At 67.1% G+C, this 16,058-nt stretch carries 14 protein-coding genes; 10 read left to right on the forward strand and 4 right to left on the reverse strand.

Translation table 11 applies throughout. From position 1 onward, the window contains the following. Position 1: 1 nt before the first annotated feature. On the reverse strand, positions 2–544 hold the full coding sequence (locus tag ABLE85_RS08460) for a DUF488 domain-containing protein (protein ID WP_348792272.1): 543 nt from the start codon (positions 542–544) through the stop codon (positions 2–4). A gap of 153 nt (positions 545–697) precedes the next feature. On the opposite strand from ABLE85_RS08460, the gene ABLE85_RS08465 reads away from it, so the two are divergent. Together ABLE85_RS08465 and ABLE85_RS08470 are read left to right on the forward strand one after the other, a co-directional pair. Next, positions 698–1,351: a 5-formyltetrahydrofolate cyclo-ligase gene (locus tag ABLE85_RS08465; RefSeq protein WP_348792273.1), complete on the forward strand. Its 654-nt coding sequence runs from the start codon at positions 698–700 to the stop codon at positions 1,349–1,351. 71 nt (positions 1,352–1,422) lie between these two features. Continuing rightward, positions 1,423–2,487 (forward strand): nitronate monooxygenase, encoded by a 1,065-nt coding sequence (locus ABLE85_RS08470; RefSeq protein WP_348792274.1) that lies wholly within the window; start codon positions 1,423–1,425, stop codon positions 2,485–2,487. A gap of 58 nt (positions 2,488–2,545) precedes the next feature. Here the strand turns inward: ABLE85_RS08470 and hutC are convergent, their stop codons facing one another. Together hutC and ABLE85_RS08480 are read right to left on the reverse strand one after the other, a co-directional pair. Further along, positions 2,546–3,289 (reverse strand): histidine utilization repressor, encoded by a 744-nt coding sequence (gene hutC, locus ABLE85_RS08475; RefSeq protein WP_348792275.1) that lies wholly within the window; start codon positions 3,287–3,289, stop codon positions 2,546–2,548. A 32-nt stretch (positions 3,290–3,321) separates the two neighbouring features. Beyond that, a complete protein-coding gene (locus ABLE85_RS08480) occupies positions 3,322–4,674 on the reverse strand; it encodes a formimidoylglutamate deiminase (protein WP_348792276.1) in 1,353 nt (450 codons plus the stop codon). A 101-nt stretch (positions 4,675–4,775) separates the two neighbouring features. Between ABLE85_RS08480 and hutI the strand changes: the two genes are divergently transcribed. The 8 genes from hutI to ABLE85_RS08520 all read left to right on the forward strand — a co-directional run bounded on the left by hutI (position 4,776) and on the right by ABLE85_RS08520 (position 14,557). After that, a complete protein-coding gene (hutI, locus tag ABLE85_RS08485) occupies positions 4,776–6,011 on the forward strand; it encodes an imidazolonepropionase (protein ID WP_348792496.1) in 1,236 nt (411 codons plus the stop codon). Continuing rightward, entirely contained in the window at positions 6,008–7,552 is a 1,545-nt protein-coding gene (gene hutH / locus ABLE85_RS08490) for a histidine ammonia-lyase (protein ID WP_348792277.1), read from the forward strand. Before hutI ends, hutH begins: the two co-directional genes overlap by 4 nt. Beyond that, positions 7,549–8,367, forward strand: coding sequence for an N-formylglutamate deformylase (hutG, locus tag ABLE85_RS08495; protein ID WP_348792278.1), 819 nt, complete (start codon positions 7,549–7,551; stop codon positions 8,365–8,367). The genes hutH and hutG overlap by 4 nt, the downstream gene beginning before the upstream one ends. A 32-nt stretch (positions 8,368–8,399) precedes the next feature. Then, positions 8,400–10,076, forward strand: coding sequence for a urocanate hydratase (hutU, locus tag ABLE85_RS08500; protein WP_348792279.1), 1,677 nt, complete (start codon positions 8,400–8,402; stop codon positions 10,074–10,076). After that, positions 10,076–10,666 (forward strand): HutD family protein, encoded by a 591-nt coding sequence (locus ABLE85_RS08505; RefSeq protein ID WP_348792280.1) that lies wholly within the window; start codon positions 10,076–10,078, stop codon positions 10,664–10,666. The genes hutU and ABLE85_RS08505 overlap by 1 nt, the downstream gene beginning before the upstream one ends. A 327-nt stretch (positions 10,667–10,993) precedes the next feature. Continuing rightward, entirely contained in the window at positions 10,994–11,245 is a 252-nt protein-coding gene (locus ABLE85_RS08510; RefSeq protein WP_348792281.1) for a hypothetical protein, read from the forward strand. A gap of 195 nt (positions 11,246–11,440) precedes the next feature. Further along, positions 11,441–13,195 carry an ABC transporter permease subunit gene (locus tag ABLE85_RS08515; protein WP_348792282.1) on the forward strand — a complete coding sequence of 585 codons (1,755 nt, stop codon included), beginning with the start codon at positions 11,441–11,443 and terminating at the stop codon, positions 13,193–13,195. Positions 13,196–13,231: 36 nt separating this feature from the next. Continuing rightward, positions 13,232–14,557 carry a nitrate/sulfonate/bicarbonate ABC transporter ATP-binding protein gene (locus tag ABLE85_RS08520; RefSeq protein ID WP_348792283.1) on the forward strand — a complete coding sequence of 442 codons (1,326 nt, stop codon included), beginning with the start codon at positions 13,232–13,234 and terminating at the stop codon, positions 14,555–14,557. 155 nt (positions 14,558–14,712) lie between these two features. On the opposite strand, the gene ABLE85_RS08525 is transcribed toward ABLE85_RS08520, so the two are convergent. Then, the gene (locus ABLE85_RS08525; RefSeq protein WP_348792284.1) at positions 14,713–15,990 is read right to left on the reverse strand and encodes a cysteine desulfurase-like protein; all 1,278 of its coding nucleotides are present in this window, start codon (positions 15,988–15,990) and stop codon (positions 14,713–14,715) included. Positions 15,991–16,058: the final 68 nt, after the last annotated feature.

The following is a 16,058-nucleotide window of genomic DNA, read 5'->3' on the forward strand; positions in this document are numbered from 1 at the left end:
CTCAGGCGGGAGCCGGTGCCGGATAGGCGAGCCGGCCGGCCGGCTGCGGCACTGCCTCGGGTGTCATCGTGGCGGGCTCGATCTTGTCGGGGTCCATGAGATGAAAGACCGCCTCACCGCGAGCGATGAGGTAGTCGGCGACGATGCGGCGGTGGCAGCGCCACCACACGCTTTCCGCGCACATGACCGCGAGCCGCCGCGCACGGCCCATCTCCACCAGCCGGTCAAACGCGGCGCGAAACTCGGCGCCCATCGCGTAATCGGCATAGTTGTGAAAACTCTGGTTTTCCCAAAAGCCGTTGACCGAGGCCGGCACCGTTTTTGAGCGGGCACGCAGGCCGCCGAGCTCGACGAGATGGATGTAGTCGATGCCGAAGGCGGCGAGGCTTTGCGGCAGCGCGTCGGCATTGTACTGCGGATTGGCGCGCGAGCGCGGAACGGTGCGGATGTCGACCACCAGCGCCACCTCGGCAAGCTGCAGCAGATGGACGAACGCCTCGATGCTGCGCGTGCCATGACCGATGGTGAAGAATGGCTGCCGCATGGCGCCTCCAGTCTCCCCATTGCAGCAGCGGGTTGGCGTGGCGTCAATGCGCGTCAGAGCCGGTTTTGTATTCGTCCAGCCGGCGTTTCGGTTTGCCTTTTGGCCCTCCGAGGCGGATAGTTGCCCTGCGCAGCCGCCCAGCAAGGAGGCTTCATGAGCGACAAGGACAACGCGGCCGGCTATGCCTCACCGCCCTGCTTTATGCATGAGCTGACACCGGAATTTCAGCCCGACAACAGCCCGGCGGACCCGACCGCCTGGGCCGATGTGGTGCGCTGGCGCAAGGCTGAGCGCCAGCGCCTGATCGACGAGCGCATGGCCGTGCCGGCCGACGAGCGGGCGCGGCGCACGGAGACGATCGCGGCAGGGCTCACCGAGGCGATCGGCGACCCGAGCGGGAAGCTCATCAGCCTCTACTGGCCGTTCAAGGGCGAGCCGGACCTGCGCGGCTGGATGAACGAGACCATCGCGGCCCGCGGCCGCTTCGCGCTGCCGGTGGTGATCAAGTCCGGCCAGCCGCTGGAGTTTCGCGCCTGGGGGCCGGGCGAGCCGCTGGAGCGCGGCGTGTGGAACATTCTCGCGCCCGCGAACGGGCCGGCGGTGCTTCCCGACGTGGTGATCGCGCCGCTGGTCGGCTTCGACGCGGCAAACTATCGGCTGGGCTATGGCGGCGGCTTCTTCGACCGCACGCTGGCAGCCATGCCGCTTAAGCCGCTCATCATCGGCGTAGGCTACAGCCAGGGGCGGCTGGCCACCATCTACCCGCAGCCGCACGATATCCCGATGGACAGGATCATCACCGCCTGATCAATGCCTTAGGCCGCGGCGTTCGGATGTCCGGCCACCCACATTCACCAAACCATCTGAACGGAGCGCCCATGCACAGAGACCGCCGCTTCCAGGAACTTGCCGGCATCGAGCTGCCGATATTGCTGGCGCCGATGGCGGGGCCCGTCGGCTCCGAGATCGCGATCGCAGTGGCTGAGGCCGGCGGGCTTGGGGCGCTACCCTGCGCGCTGCTTTCGCCTGAGCAGATGCGCGCCGAGATCGGCATTTTCCGCCAGCGCACGACAAGGCCGGTCAACCTCAACTTCTTCTGCCACACGCCGCCCACGCCCGACATCGCCCGCGAGGCCGCCTGGCGCAAGCGGCTGGCCAGCTACTATGTCGAGCTCGGGCTCGACCCGGAAGCACCGGTGCCGAACTCCAGCCGCACGCCCTTCGACTCAGGGCTGTGTGAAATGGTGGAGGAATTCCGGCCGGAGGTGGTGAGCTTTCACTTCGGCCTGCCGGAGCAGGCGCTGGTCGAGCGGGTCAAGGCAGCGGGCGCGAAAGTGCTGTCGAGCGCAACGACCGTGGACGAGGCGCGCTGGCTGGAGGACCATGGCTGCGACGCCATTATCGCGCAGGGCGCGGAAGCCGGCGGCCATCGCGGCATGTTTCTGACCGACGACATCGCCACCCAGGTGGGCACCTTCGCGCTGGTGCCGCAGGTGGTGGATGCGGTGTCGGTGCCGGTCATCGCGGCCGGCGGCATCGGCGACGCGCGCGGCATCGTCGCCGCCTTCGCACTGGGAGCCTCGGCGGTGCAGATCGGCACCGCCTATCTGTTCAGTCCCGAGGCCAAGGTGGCGGCACTGCACCGGCAGGCGCTGCGTGAGACGCGCAGCGACGCGACGGCGATCACCAATGTCTTCACCGGACGTCCGGCGCGCGGCATCGTCAACCGCATCATGCGCGAAGTCGGGCCGATGTCGGAGGTTGCGCCGGCTTTCCCGCTCGCCGGCGGCGCGCTGGCGCCGCTTAGGACAAAGAGCGAGCCGGCAGGTTCCAGCGATTTCATGTCGCTATGGTCGGGACAGGCAGGCCGGCTTGGACGCGAGATGCCCGCCGGCGAACTGACGCGGCGCCTGTGGGCCGAGGCGCAGGAGTTGATGGGGTAGCAATAGAAGTCGGCAGCTGCCCTCTGCACCCTTCCCTCGACGGGAGAGGCAAAAGACCTCACCGCGTCTGCGAGGGCGTGAAGCGGGCCACCAGGGTGTGGCTGTCGGCCGGATAGGTGAAGCGCACATGGGTGACCGGGTGCTCGGCGATCCAGGTGCGGCGCTCGACGACCAGGCAGGGCACGCCGGGCTCGATGCCCAGCGCGGCGGCGATTTCGGCGTCGGCGCCGGTCGCCCCGATACGGTGCTCGGCTGCGCTCCACGGAACATGGCCGATCAGCCACGGCCCCGGCGCGTCAACGTCGAAGGGCTCGCCAGCCGCCTCGGGCACTGCCACGAGGTTGATCAGCCGCTCCTCCAGGCAGAAGGGGCGCGGGCCGGCGAAATGCCGGCATTTGAGCGCCAACACCGGTCCGGCCTCGTGCAGTTCCATCAGTGCACGGTCGGCCGGCGTGCTCTTGCGCTTGTGGTGCGAGACCAGCTCGTAGCGGTAGGGCAGGCCCAGCGCCTGCACCTCGTCCTTGATGTCGTGGATCTCCAGCACGGCCGCCTGCGACCGCGGCCGGCGGACAAAGCTGCCCAGCCGGCGGCGGCGCTCGATCAGGCCCGTCTTGGCGAGCTCCGACAGCGCCTTGTTCACGGTCATGCGCGAGCAGCCATACTCCTCGGTCAGCTCGTGCTCGAAGGGAATGCGATGGCCTGGCGCCCATTCGCCCGACAGGATGCGCTCGCTGATGTCAGCGAGGATGCGCTGGTGCAGCGATGTCGGTTCCTGCTCCTTCAAGGTGTCCATCTTTTCCATCGCGCTATCCAGAGGCCGCGGCAACTTATGCTTCAGCCCGCGGCAAGCTCATTCATCACGGCTCGGAACTCCTCGGCAATGGCATCACGCATGAAATGTTTGCCGCCGGCCACAACTTTCTTGCCGCGCACCCAGACATTGTCGACCTTCGTGCCGTTGGCGAAGATCCAGGCGTCGAGGGCGCCATCGCCCTTCTTGCCCGCCAGCGAGGGGTTGTCAGCATCGAGCGAGACGAAATCGGCCGATGCGCCGGCGGCTATTTCCGCCGGGCCAGCGCCGAGTGCAACCGCGCCGCCTGCGCGCGCGCCGTCGAACAGCGCGCGGCCGTTCGATTGGCCGGGAGCCGCAAGCACGTTGCGCTGGCGGCGAGCCAGGCGCTGCGAATATTCGAGCTGGCGCAGCTCATCGGGCAGACCGATGAGCACGTTGGAATCGGACCCGACGCCGAAGCGGCCGTCATGCTTGGCAAACAGCGGCGCGGAAAAAGTGCCGTCGCCGAGGTTGGCCTCGGTGACCGGACAGAGGCCGGCGATGGCCCCGCTCCAGGCCATCCCGATGGTTTCGGCTTCGAGCATGTGGGTGGCGTGGATGAAGCACCAGCGTCCGTCGACCGGGGCGTTGGCGAGCAGCCACTCGACCGGGCGTGCACCGGACCAGGCGATGCAGTCCTCCACCTCCTTCACCTGTTCGGCGACGTGGATGTGGATTGGCCCGTCCGTCATGGCAGCGACGGCGGCAAGCTCCTCGGGCGTCACCGCGCGCAGGCTGTGCGGCGCAACGCCGACCACCGCGCCGGGCAGATTTTTCACCGCCGCGCGGGCGCCTTCGAGCAGGCGCGCAAAACTGTCGAGATCGTTGATGAAGCGGCGCTGACCCTCATTGGGCGCCGCACCGCCGAAACCGGAATGGGCATAAAAGACCGGCAGCAGCGTCAGCCCGATGCCGGTGCGCGCGGCGGCGGAAGCGATGCGCTCGGCCATCTCGGCGATGTTGGCATAGTGCCCGCCGTCGAGATCATGGTGCAGGTAGTGGAACTCGCCGACGCGGGAAAAACCGGCCTCCAGCATCTCGACATAGAGCTGGGCGGCAACGGCCTCGGCCTGGCGGGGCGTCATCGACAGGGCGAAGCGGTACATGACCTCGCGCCACGACCAAAAACTGTCGGCGCCGGGACCGCGCGTTTCGGCAAGGCCGGCCATGCCGCGCTGGAAGGCGTGGCTGTGCAGATTGGGCATGCCGGGCAGGATGATTTCATGGCGCTCGTCGCCGGGCTGCGGAGCGGCGTCGAGCTCGACGGCGGAGACCCGGCCGTCCTTGACGGTCAGCCGCACGTCGTTGCGCCAGCCCTGGGGCAGCAGCGCCTGCCCGGCAAAAATCGTCGTCATCGGCCTTCCCCTCCGGTCTCCAAGTCCACCTTCACAAGACACTTGCGTCTGTCGTTCTTATGTATATACATAAACAGATCGGGATGGAAACGGAAATCATGATGCAGGAACGCGAGAACGCGCAACCGGGACGGGTCCGCCTGTGGCGGAATGCCCGCCTCGCGACACTGGCCGAAAACGCACCCGGCCTCGGCATCGTGGAGAACGGCGCCGTCGCCGCAAAGGACGGCCGCATCGTCTATGCCGGGCCTGAGGCCGACCTGCCCGCCGCGCTGCGCGACGGCGCGGAGACGGTGGATTGCGAAGGCCGCTGGATCACGCCCGGCCTGGTCGACTGCCACACGCACCTTGTGCACGCCGGCGACCGCGCCAACGAATTCGAGATGCGGCTGGCGGGTGCCACTTATGAGGAAGTCGCGCGCGCCGGCGGCGGCATCGTCTCCTCGGTGAAGGCGCTGCGCGCGGCGAGTGAGGACGAGCTGGTGCGGCAGTCCCTGCCCCGGCTCGACGCACTGCTGGCCGAAGGCGTCACCACCGTCGAAATGAAATCCGGCTACGGGCTCGATCTGGAGAACGAGGCCAAGTCGCTGCGCGCCGCGCGGCGGCTGGGCAACGAGCGGCCGGTGACGGTTCGCACCACCTTCCTTGGCGCGCATGCGCTGCCGGCGGAGGCCAATGGCGACAAGGACGCCTACATCGCCAAGGTCGCCGACGAAATGCTGCCGGCGATCGCGGCGGAAAAACTGGCCGACGCGGTCGACGGGTTCTGCGAAGGCATCGCCTTTTCGCCCGAGCAGATGACGCGCGTGTTCGACGCGGCCAAGGCCCACGGCCTGCCGGTAAAACTTCATGCCGACCAGCTTTCCAACCTGCATGGTGCGGCCCTCGCCGCCCGCTACGGCGCGCTGTCGGCCGACCATCTCGAATACACGGACGAGGAAGGTGCCGCGGCCATGGCCAAGGCCGGCACGGTGGCGGTAATCCTGCCCGGCGCATACTATTTTATCCGCGAGACCAAGAAGCCGCCGGTCGACCTCTTCCGTCGCCACGGCACGAAGATGGCGCTGGCGACCGACAACAACCCCGGCACCTCGCCGCTGACCTCGCTGCTGCTGACCATGAACATGGGCGCTACGCTGTTTGCCATGACCGTCGACGAATGCATCGCCGGCGTGACCCGCGAGGCGGCGCGCGCGCTGGGGCTGCTTGGCGAAACCGGCACGCTGGAGGCCGGCAAATGGGCCGACCTCGCGATCTGGGACATCGAGCGCCCGGCCGAACTTGTCTACCGAATGGGATTCAATCCGCTGCATAGCCGCGTCTGGAGAGGAAAATGACTGAACTTGTACTGAAGCCCGGCGAATCCACGCTGGCCGACTGGCGCGCCATCTATCGCGGCGCGGTGCCGAAGCTGCATCAGAGCGCCAGGGCGAAAATCCAGGCCAGCGCCGACACGGTGGCAAAGATCGTCGCCAAGGGCGAGCCGGTCTACGGCATCAACACCGGCTTCGGAAAGCTCGCATCCGTGCGTATTCCGGCCGCAGACCTCGAAACGCTCCAGCGCAACATCGTGCTGTCGCATGCCGCCGGCACCGGCGAGCCGATGCCGGTCGCCGTCGTGCGGCTGATGATGGCGCTGAAACTTGCCAGCCTGGCGCAGGGCGCTTCGGGCGTGAAGGTCGAGACCGTCGAGCTTCTGCAAAAGATGCTGGCCAACGACGTGATCCCGGTGGTGCCCGCGCAGGGCTCGGTGGGCGCTTCGGGCGACCTCGCGCCGCTGTCGCACATGACGGCGGTGATGATCGGCGTGGGCGACTGCTTCACCCCGCATGGCCGCGTGCCGGCCAAGGTGGCCTTCGTCTCGCACGGGCTGGAGCCGGTGACGCTCGGCCCCAAGGAAGGTCTGGCGCTGCTCAACGGCACGCAGTTCTCCACGGCTTACGCGCTGGCCGCGCTGTTCGAGGCCGAGATACTCTACCACTCGGCGCTGGTGGTCGGCGCGCTGTCGACCGACGCCGCCAAGGGCTCGGACGCGCCGTTCGACCCGCGCATCCACATGCTGCGCAAGCACCGGGGCCAGATCGATACGGCCGATGCGCTGCGCGCGCTGATGGAAGGCAGCGCCATCCGCGAAAGCCATCGCGTGGGCGACGAGCGCGTGCAGGACCCCTACTGCCTCCGCTGCCAGCCGCAGGTGATGGGCGCCGCCCTGACCGTGCTGCGGCAGGCCGCCGACACGCTGGAAACGGAGGCCAACGGGGTCACCGACAACCCGCTGATCTTCGCCGAGGACGGAACCGCCCTTTCGGGCGGCAATTTCCACGCCGAGCCGGTGGCCTTTGCCGCCGACATGATCGCGCTGGCCGTCTGCGAGATCGGCTCGCTGTCGGAACGCCGCGTCGCCATGCTGGTCGACCCGGCGCTGTCGGGCATGCCGGCCTTCCTGACGCCGAAGCCCGGCCTCAACTCCGGCTTCATGATCCCGCAGGTGACGGCGGCAGCCCTCGTTTCGGAAAACAAGCAGAAGGCCTATCCGGCGAGCGTGGATTCCATCCCCACCTCCGCCAACCAGGAAGACCATGTTTCCATGGCCGCCCATGGCGCGCGCCGGCTGATGGGCATGGTGGAGAACGCCACCGCCGTCATCGGCATCGAGCTTCTGGCCGCAGCACAAGGCTGCGACTTCCACGCGCCGCTGACCTCCAGCGCACCGCTTGAGGCCGTGCGCAAGCTCTTGCGCGCCGAGGTGCCGCACCTCGACGACGACCGCCATTTCCACCCCGACATGGAAAAGGCCAATGCGCTGGTGCGCAGCGGCGCGGTGATCGCCGCCGCGAGCGCGGTGAAGCTGCCGGCTATTGCGGGGAGCGAGGGATGAGCGACACGCCCTGGCTCTCCATCACGCGCGGCGAGGCGCCGCTGCTGGTGTCGATCCCGCACACCGGCACCGACCTTGCGGGCCTCGAAGATCGTCTGGTCTCGCCCTGGCTTGGCCGCAAGGACGCCGACTGGTGGATCGAAAAGCTCTACGACTTCGCCGCCGGACTCGGCGCAACCGTGGTGCGCACCTCGATCTCGCGCACGGTGATCGACGTCAACCGCGACCCGTCCGGCGTCTCGCTCTATCCCGGCCAGGCAACGACCGAGCTTTGCCCGACGACCACCTTCGACGGCGAGCCGCTTTATCGCGACGGGCATGCGCCGAGTTCGGAAGAGATCGCCGAGCGGCGGAAGACCTATTTCGAGCCCTATCACGCAGCACTAGCCGAAGAGCTGGCGCGTCTGCGCAAGGCGCATGAAAAGGTCGTGCTCTATGACTGCCACTCGATCCGCTCGGTGATCCCGCGCCTGTTCGACGGCGAGCTGCCGGTCTTCAACCTCGGCACCAACAGCGGCGCCAGCACGGATCCGGCGCTGCAGAAGCTGGTGGCCGACATCATGGCCGGCACCGGCGAGAGCCACGTCGTCAACGGCCGCTTCAAGGGCGGCTTCATCACCCGCAATTTCGGCAAGCCGGAAGCGGGCGTGCACGCGCTGCAGATGGAGCTTTCCTGCCGCGGCTACATGCACGAGCGGTCCGGCCCGGTGAATGCCGACAACTGGCCGGCCGCCTACGACGCCGAATACGCCGCGCCGATCCGCGCGACCCTGACAAAAATCCTTCAAACCGCACTCGATTGGGCGCGCGCCTGAGGCGCCACCTGCCCTCCTGCTGGAGACCACGCATGACCCAACACACCCGCATCGACAATTCGCGCACCATCCGCGCCGCAACCGGCACCGAGCTCACCGCCAAGAGCTGGCTGACGGAAGCGCCGCTGCGCATGCTCATGAACAATCTCGACCCGGGCGTCGCCGAAAAGCCCGGCGAACTGGTGGTCTATGGCGGCATCGGCCGCGCCGCGCGCGACTGGGATAGCTTCGACCGCATCGTCTCGGCGCTGCGCAAGCTGGAAAGCGACGAGACCCTGCTCGTCCAGTCGGGCAAGCCGGTGGGCGTCTTCCGTACCCACAAGGATGCCCCGCGCGTGTTGCTCGCCAACTCCAATCTCGTGCCGCATTGGGCCAATTGGGACCACTTCAACGAGCTCGATAAGAAGGGCCTGATGATGTACGGCCAGATGACGGCCGGCTCCTGGATCTATATCGGCTCGCAGGGCATCGTGCAGGGCACCTACGAGACCTTCGTGGAAATGGGCCGCCAGCACTACAATGGCGACCTTTCCGGCCGCTGGATCCTGACCGCCGGCCTCGGCGGCATGGGCGGCGCGCAACCGCTGGCGGCAACCATGGCCGGCGCCTCGTGCCTGGCCATCGAATGTCAGGCCAGCCGCATCGAGATGCGCCTGAAGACCGGCTATGTCGACGTGCTGGCCAAGGACCTCGACGACGCGCTGGCCATCATCGACAAGGCCACCAAGGAAAAGAAGGCGATCTCGGTCGCCCTGCTCGGCAATGCCTCCGAAATCCTGCCGGAACTGGTCAAGCGCGGCGTGAAGCCCGACGCGGTGACCGACCAGACCTCGGCGCACGACCCGGTCAACGGCTACCTGCCGATCGGCTGGACCGTGGCCGAGTGGGAAGAAAAGCGCGAGCGCGACCCGAAGGCCGTCGCCAAGGCCGCGCGCGCCTCCATGGCCGTGCATGTGAAGGCCATGCTCGACTTCCACCACCAGGGCATCCCGACCGTCGACTACGGCAACAACATCCGCCAGATGGCCAAGGAAGAGGGCGTGGAAAACGCCTTCGACTTCCCCGGCTTCGTGCCGGCCTATATCCGCCCGCTGTTCTGCCGCGGCGTCGGCCCGTTCCGCTGGGCCGCCCTCTCGGGCGATCCGGAAGACATCTACAAGACCGATGCCAAGGTGAAGGAGCTGACGCCCGGCAACAAGCACCTGCACAACTGGCTCGACATGGCGCGTGAGCGCATCCACTTCCAGGGCCTGCCGGCGCGCATCTGCTGGGTGGGCCTGGGCGACCGCCACCGGCTCGGCCTCGCCTTCAACGAAATGGTCGCCAAGGGCGAGCTGAAGGCGCCGGTGGTGATCGGCCGCGACCACCTCGATTCCGGCTCGGTCGCCTCGCCCAACCGCGAGACGGAAGCGATGAAGGACGGCTCGGACGCCGTGTCCGACTGGCCGCTGCTGAACGCGCTGCTCAACACCGCCTCCGGCGCGACCTGGGTGTCGCTGCACCATGGCGGCGGCGTGGGCATGGGCTTCTCGCAGCATTCGGGCATGGTCATCGTCTGCGACGGCACCGAAGACGCGGCACGCCGCCTCGAGCGCGTGCTGTGGAACGACCCGGCCACCGGCGTGATGCGTCATGCGGACGCCGGCTACGACATCGCTATCGAATGCGCCAAGGAGCACGGCCTCAACCTGCCGGGCATTCTGGGGTGATGCGCATCTTCCGCGCAGCCGACTACCGGCGAATGCCATGGAAGAACGGCGGCGGCGAGACGACGGAAATCGCCGTCTCGCCGGAAGGTGCGTCCGTAGACGATTTCGACTGGCGGCTGTCGATGGCGACGGTGGCGAGCGGCGGTCCATTTTCGGTATTCGCCGGCATCGACCGCACGCTGGCGGTGCTGGACGGCGACGGCCTCAGCCTGACCGTCGAGGGCATGGGAACGACCGAGCTGACGACCGGCTCGGCGCCGCTCCCCTTCCCCGGCGACGCGCCCACCGGTGCCGAACTAATCGGCGGCACCGTGACCGATCTCAACATCATGACCCGGCGCGGCCGGCTGAGCCACAGGATGCGGCGGCTGGACGTCAGCGGCACGGTCGACATCGCCGCGGCTGCGTCCGGGCTGCTGGTGTTCTGCCAGAGCGGTGCGTGCCACGTAAGCGCCGGTGGAGCGGCGGTTGCCTTGGGCGCGCTGGACACCGCTCATTTCGACGACGCACGGCAGACGGTGCGTATCCAGACCGATGCCGCAGCGAGGCTTTTCCTCATAGAACTGTCACCGGAATCGCGCGCGCAATAGTTGTTGCAAGGGCGGCTTGCCGACCGTGTTGACTTCACTGCATCACATTGCGGCTACTCGCACCGGGGCAGCCAATTGGCGCTTGACACTTTGAACAATACGGGCGTAAGGCACCCTTGTTTCGGGCGTGCCCGAGGCAGTCATCAACAGATCGAACAGGTTATGGACAGTCATTCTAGTCGCTGTTCGGGGACGGCTCTGAGCCCGATCCGGACACCGCATACGACAATCGATACCGCGTCCGGCATGTCCCGCCGGGTGAGCTTCGGCAAGGCCTGACGGTCTGTCCGCTCGCTTCCGGGTCCTGTCGGACCAAGGAGGTGAGCCATGAACAACATCATCCTCTCATTTCGTGACGGCGACACGGTGCGTCTTGCCATGCGCAGCGCGGCTCCCCTCACTCGCAAGAGTGTCCGGCCGGCGGCGCCCACCAAGGCCGAAACCCGCCGCGCCGAACTGATTTGCCACTGGCAGCGGGATCCGCTGACCGGACGGCTCGAAGGCCGCTGGTCGCGCGAGCATCGCACCCTCTCCGAAGAGGGTGTCAGTCGCAGCTTCCGATACGCTCTCGCAGCCTGACCTTCCCGTCCGCGCCGCCAACGCTTTTTTCCTGATCGCGAAGATCCTTCGCCCGCCGCAACCCATGCCGGTCGCGGCGGACGAACGCGCGCCTCTCGTCCTGGGTCATCCCGCCGTCATGCCGACGATGCACAAACGGCGGACCCGCCTCCGAGCACAATTCAGCCTCCCGCATACGGACTTCGAGGTTCGCATATGATCTTCCTGCCTCACAATCGGCAATCGCTGAGCGACGCCGCTACGCTGTCGCGCGCACGCATCGTGCCCAACGTTTATGACATCCTCGCATTGTCGATCATGGGAGCGGTCTTCGTACTGGTGGCCCACGGCGCAATCGCCATGCGCGGCTCGGCGGAGCTGCTTACCACCACGCCCGTGACGCTCGACCCGGCCAACCTGCCCGAATATGCGCTGCGCACCACGCTGCGCATGTTCGCGGCCATCATCGCCTCGCTGATCTTCACCTTCGTGGTGGCGACGCTGGCCGCCAAGAGCCGGCGGGCCGAGATGGTGATCATTCCAGCGCTCGACATATTGCAGTCGGTGCCGGTGCTGGGCTTCCTGACCTTCACCGTGACCTTCTTCCTGGGCCTTTTCCCCGGCAGCCAGCTCGGCGCCGAATGCGCCTCGATCTTCGCGATCTTCACCGCCCAGGCCTGGAACATGACCTTCTCCTTCTACCAGTCGCTGCGCACCGTGCCGCGTGACCTGGACGAGGTCACCCGCGGCTTCGGCCTCACCGCCTGGCAGCGCTTCTGGCGGCTGGAAGCGCCCTTTGCGGCGCCGGGGCTGATCTGGAACACGATGATGTCGATGTCGGGCGGCTGGTTCTTCGTCGTCGCCTCCGAGGCCATCACCGTGGGCGACACCACGGTGGAGCTGCCGGGCATCGGCTCATGGCTGGCGCTGGCGATCTCCAAGGAGGATTTTGTCGCCGTCGGCTGGGCCGTGCTGGCGATGGCGATCCTGATCCTGCTCTACGACCAGCTGCTGTTCCGGCCGATCGTGGCCTGGGCCGACAAGTTCCGCGCCGAGCAGACCGCGGCCCAGCAGAAGCCGCGCTCCTGGGTCTACGACCTCCTGCGCCGCACGCGCATGCTGAAACTGGTGGGAAGGCCTCTGGCCGCCGGCTGGGACCAGCTGATGCTGGTGGGCGCCGGCCGGCCCCACAAGGCGCCGCCGCCGGCCGAGCCTGGCCGGCGCAGCAGGATCGCCGATGCCCTGTGGCTGACCTTCATCGTGCTGCTGGCCGCGGCCGGAGCGGTGGTGACCGTGGCCTATATCCGGCGCACGCTGGGCTGGGGAGATGTGGCGACGGCTTTCGGCGGCGGCTTCGCGACGCTTCTGCGGGTGGCCGTTCTGGTCGGCCTTGCCAGCCTGATCTGGGTGCCGTTGGGCGTTTGGATCGGGCTGCGTCCGGCGGTGGCACAGAAGGTGCAGCCGCTGGCGCAGTTCCTGGCAGCGTTTCCGGCCAATGTGCTGTTTCCCTTCGCCGTGATCGCCATCGTCGCCACTGGCGCCAGCCCCAATATCTGGCTCTCGCCGCTGATGATCCTGGGGACGCAATGGTACATCCTGTTCAACGTGATTGCCGGCGCCAGCGCCTTTCCCTCCGACCTCAGGGAGGCGGCTGCGGTGTTCCGCCTGAGCTCTTGGAGCTGGTGGACCAAGGTCATGCTGCCGGGGATTTTCCCCTACTACGTGACCGGGGCGCTGACCGCCACAGGCGGCTCGTGGAACGCCTCCATCGTGGCCGAGCTAGCGAGCTGGGGCAACACGCATCTCGAGGCCTACGGGCTCGGCGCCTACATCGCCAAGGCGACCGAAGCCGGCGACTTCCCCCGCGTGGTGCTGGGAATTGCGGTGATGTCGCTGTTCGTGACCATGTTCAACCGCATCCTGTGGCGCCCGCTCTACGTCTTTGCCGAGCGTCGCCTGCGCCTCGACTGAACCGACACTATATCTATTCGATCGGGAGACCGACCCATGAATGAATTCGTCAATACCACCGCAACCGTTGCAAACGCCGCTCCGCTGGTCGAGGTCAAGGGCTGCTGCCAGAGCTACGACAACGGCCAGTTCGTCGTACTGGACAAAGTCGCACTGAGCCTGAACTCGGGCGAGATCGTCGGCCTGCTCGGCCGCTCCGGCTCGGGCAAGTCGACGCTGCTACGGTCGATTGCCGGTCTGATCAATCCGACCTCCGGTTCGATCACCTTCGAGGGCAAGCCGGTCACTGGCACGCCCGAAGGCATCGCCATGGTGTTCCAGAGCTTTGCGCTCTTTCCCTGGCTGACCGTGCTGCAGAATGTCGAGCTCGGGCTCGAGGCGCGCGGCATCGAGTCCACGGAACGGCGCAAGCGCGCGCTGGAGGCGATCGACCTGATCGGCCTCGACGGCTTCGAGAGCGCCTATCCCAAGGAACTGTCGGGCGGCATGCGCCAGCGTGTGGGCCTTGCCCGAGCGCTCGTGGTGCACCCCAAGGTGCTCTTGATGGACGAGCCCTTCTCGGCGCTGGACGTGCTGACGGCCGAAACGCTGCGCACCGACCTGCTCGACCTCTGGTCGGAGGGGCGCATGCCCATCGAGTCGATCCTGATGGTGACGCACAACATCGAGGAAGCGGTGCTGATGTGCGACCGCGTGCTGATCTTCTCGTCCAATCCGGGACGGGTGGCGGCCGAGATCCGCATCGACCTGCCGCAGCCGCGCGACCGGCTCGACCCCGCGTTCCGCGCGCTGGTGGAGGATATCTATGAGCGCATGACAGCCCGCAAGCCCGTGACCGAGCCGGCCCGCGACGGCGTCTTCCCCGGTTCGGGCATCGACATGGTGCTGCCGCGCGTCTCGACCAACCTGCTGGCCGGCATGATGGAAACGGTGGCCGCCGAGCCCTATCGCGGCAAGGCCGACCTGCCGCCGCTGGCGGCCAGCCTGCAGCTGGAGATCGATGACCTGTTCCCGATCGCGGAGTCGCTGCAACTGCTTCACTTCGCCGAACTGGCCGAGGGCGACATCCGCCTGACCCCGGCGGGCATGCGCTTTGCCGAGGCCGAGGTGGACGAGCGCAAGCACCTGTTTGCCCAGCAGCTTGCCGCCCATGTGCCGCTGGCGGCCCATATCCGCCGGAAACTCGACGAGCGGGCGAGCCATGAGGCCCCCGCCCGCCGCTTCCGCGACGAGCTGGAGGACCACATGTCGGAGGAGAATGCGGAGTACACGCTGCGGGCGATAACGAGCTGGGCCCGCTATGCCGAGCTCTTCGCCTATGACGAGAAGACGGACATGTTCACGCTCGAAAACCCGAGCTGAGCGCTCGCCGGGCAGCAAACGCAGCTACCAAATAGAAGGGGCGCGACCATTCGCGGTCGCGCCCCTTCTCATATGCCGGGCGTGCCCCAACCCGGCAACCGCCCAGGGCGAGACGGCTTTTCGCTATCTCGCCCCAAGCTTTTGTCTTGAAGCCCTCACGAATGGCGGGCGATCAGTTCCTTCAGCGCCTTCTCGAAGCGGTGGATTTCCCCGATCGTGTTGTAGTGCACGAGCGACAGGCGCACCGCGCCGCTGTCCATGCTGAGGCCGAGGCGGGCCATGAGACGCGGCGCATACATGTGGCCGTCGCGGATGCCGATCTGCATTTCCGACATCTCTTCGGCGATCATCTGCGGCGACAGCTTGCCGATGTTGAAGCAGAAGGTCGGCACGCGCTCGTCGATGCGGGCTTCGTCGTCGACGCCGTAGATGGTGGCGCCGCAATCCTTCAGCACGCGCATCATCTCGCGGGCGAGGTAGAGCTCATAAGCGCGGATGGCGCCCATGCCGGCGACGATGTTTTCGCGGCGCGAGAGATTGTTGGACGGCGCGAAGTTGCGGCCGACCGATTCCAGATATTTTACCGCCGCATCCATGCCGGCGACGTTCTCGTAGATGAAGGTGCCGGCCTCGACCTTGTAGGGCGGCTCGTCCGGGATGAAATCCTCGCGGAAGGTGGGCAGGCGCTTCAGCGTCTCGAAGCGGCCCCACAGGAAGCCCATATGCGGCGAGAAGTTCTTGTAGCCCGAGCAGACCAGATAGTCGCAGTCCCAGGCCTGCACGTCGATGAGGCCATGCGGACCATAATGCACGCAGTCGAGGAACACTTCGGCGCCGGCGGCATGCGCGATCTTGGCCACGGAGGCCACGTCGACGATGGAGCCGATGGAATGCGCCGTCACCGTGCAGGCGACGAGGCGGGTGCGCTCGTTGACCAGCGGGCGCAGATCGTCGACATGCAGGTTGCCGTCCTCGCGCATACGCCACCAGACGAACTTGGCCCCGGCGGACTCCAGCGCCAGCCAGGTGGCGATGTTGGCGTCGTGGTCCATGTCGGTGACGATGATCTCGTCGCGTTCGCCAAGCATCTGGCCGATGCCGAGGCTGACCAGGCGGATGAAGGAGGTTGCGTTCATGCCGAAGCAGATCTCGGCCGGGCTGTAGGCGTTGATCAGCAGCGCCACGCTCTCGCGTGCCTCGGCGACCGACTGGTCGACCTTGACGCTGCGGCCGTAGCGGCCGCCGCGCTGGACATTGTGGCCGACGAGGTGGTTCTGCACGGCTTCGAGCACGCTCTGCGGGATCTGCGCGCCGGCGGCGTTGTCGAAGAAGATGAAGTCGCCGGCCTGCTGCAAGGCCGGGAACATGGCACGCGCCTGTTCGACCGGGAACGATGCGGCGTCGGCAGGCACGATCGGGCTATGCTGGGTCATGGATATGCTTTCTGAAGTCGAGGAATTTCACGCGGCGCGGACGCCGCCGGGTTGTGCCGGAATTGGGT

The organism is Mesorhizobium sp. KR1-2 (assembly GCF_040045035.1).
Classification (GTDB): Bacteria; Pseudomonadota; Alphaproteobacteria; order Rhizobiales; family Rhizobiaceae; genus Pseudaminobacter.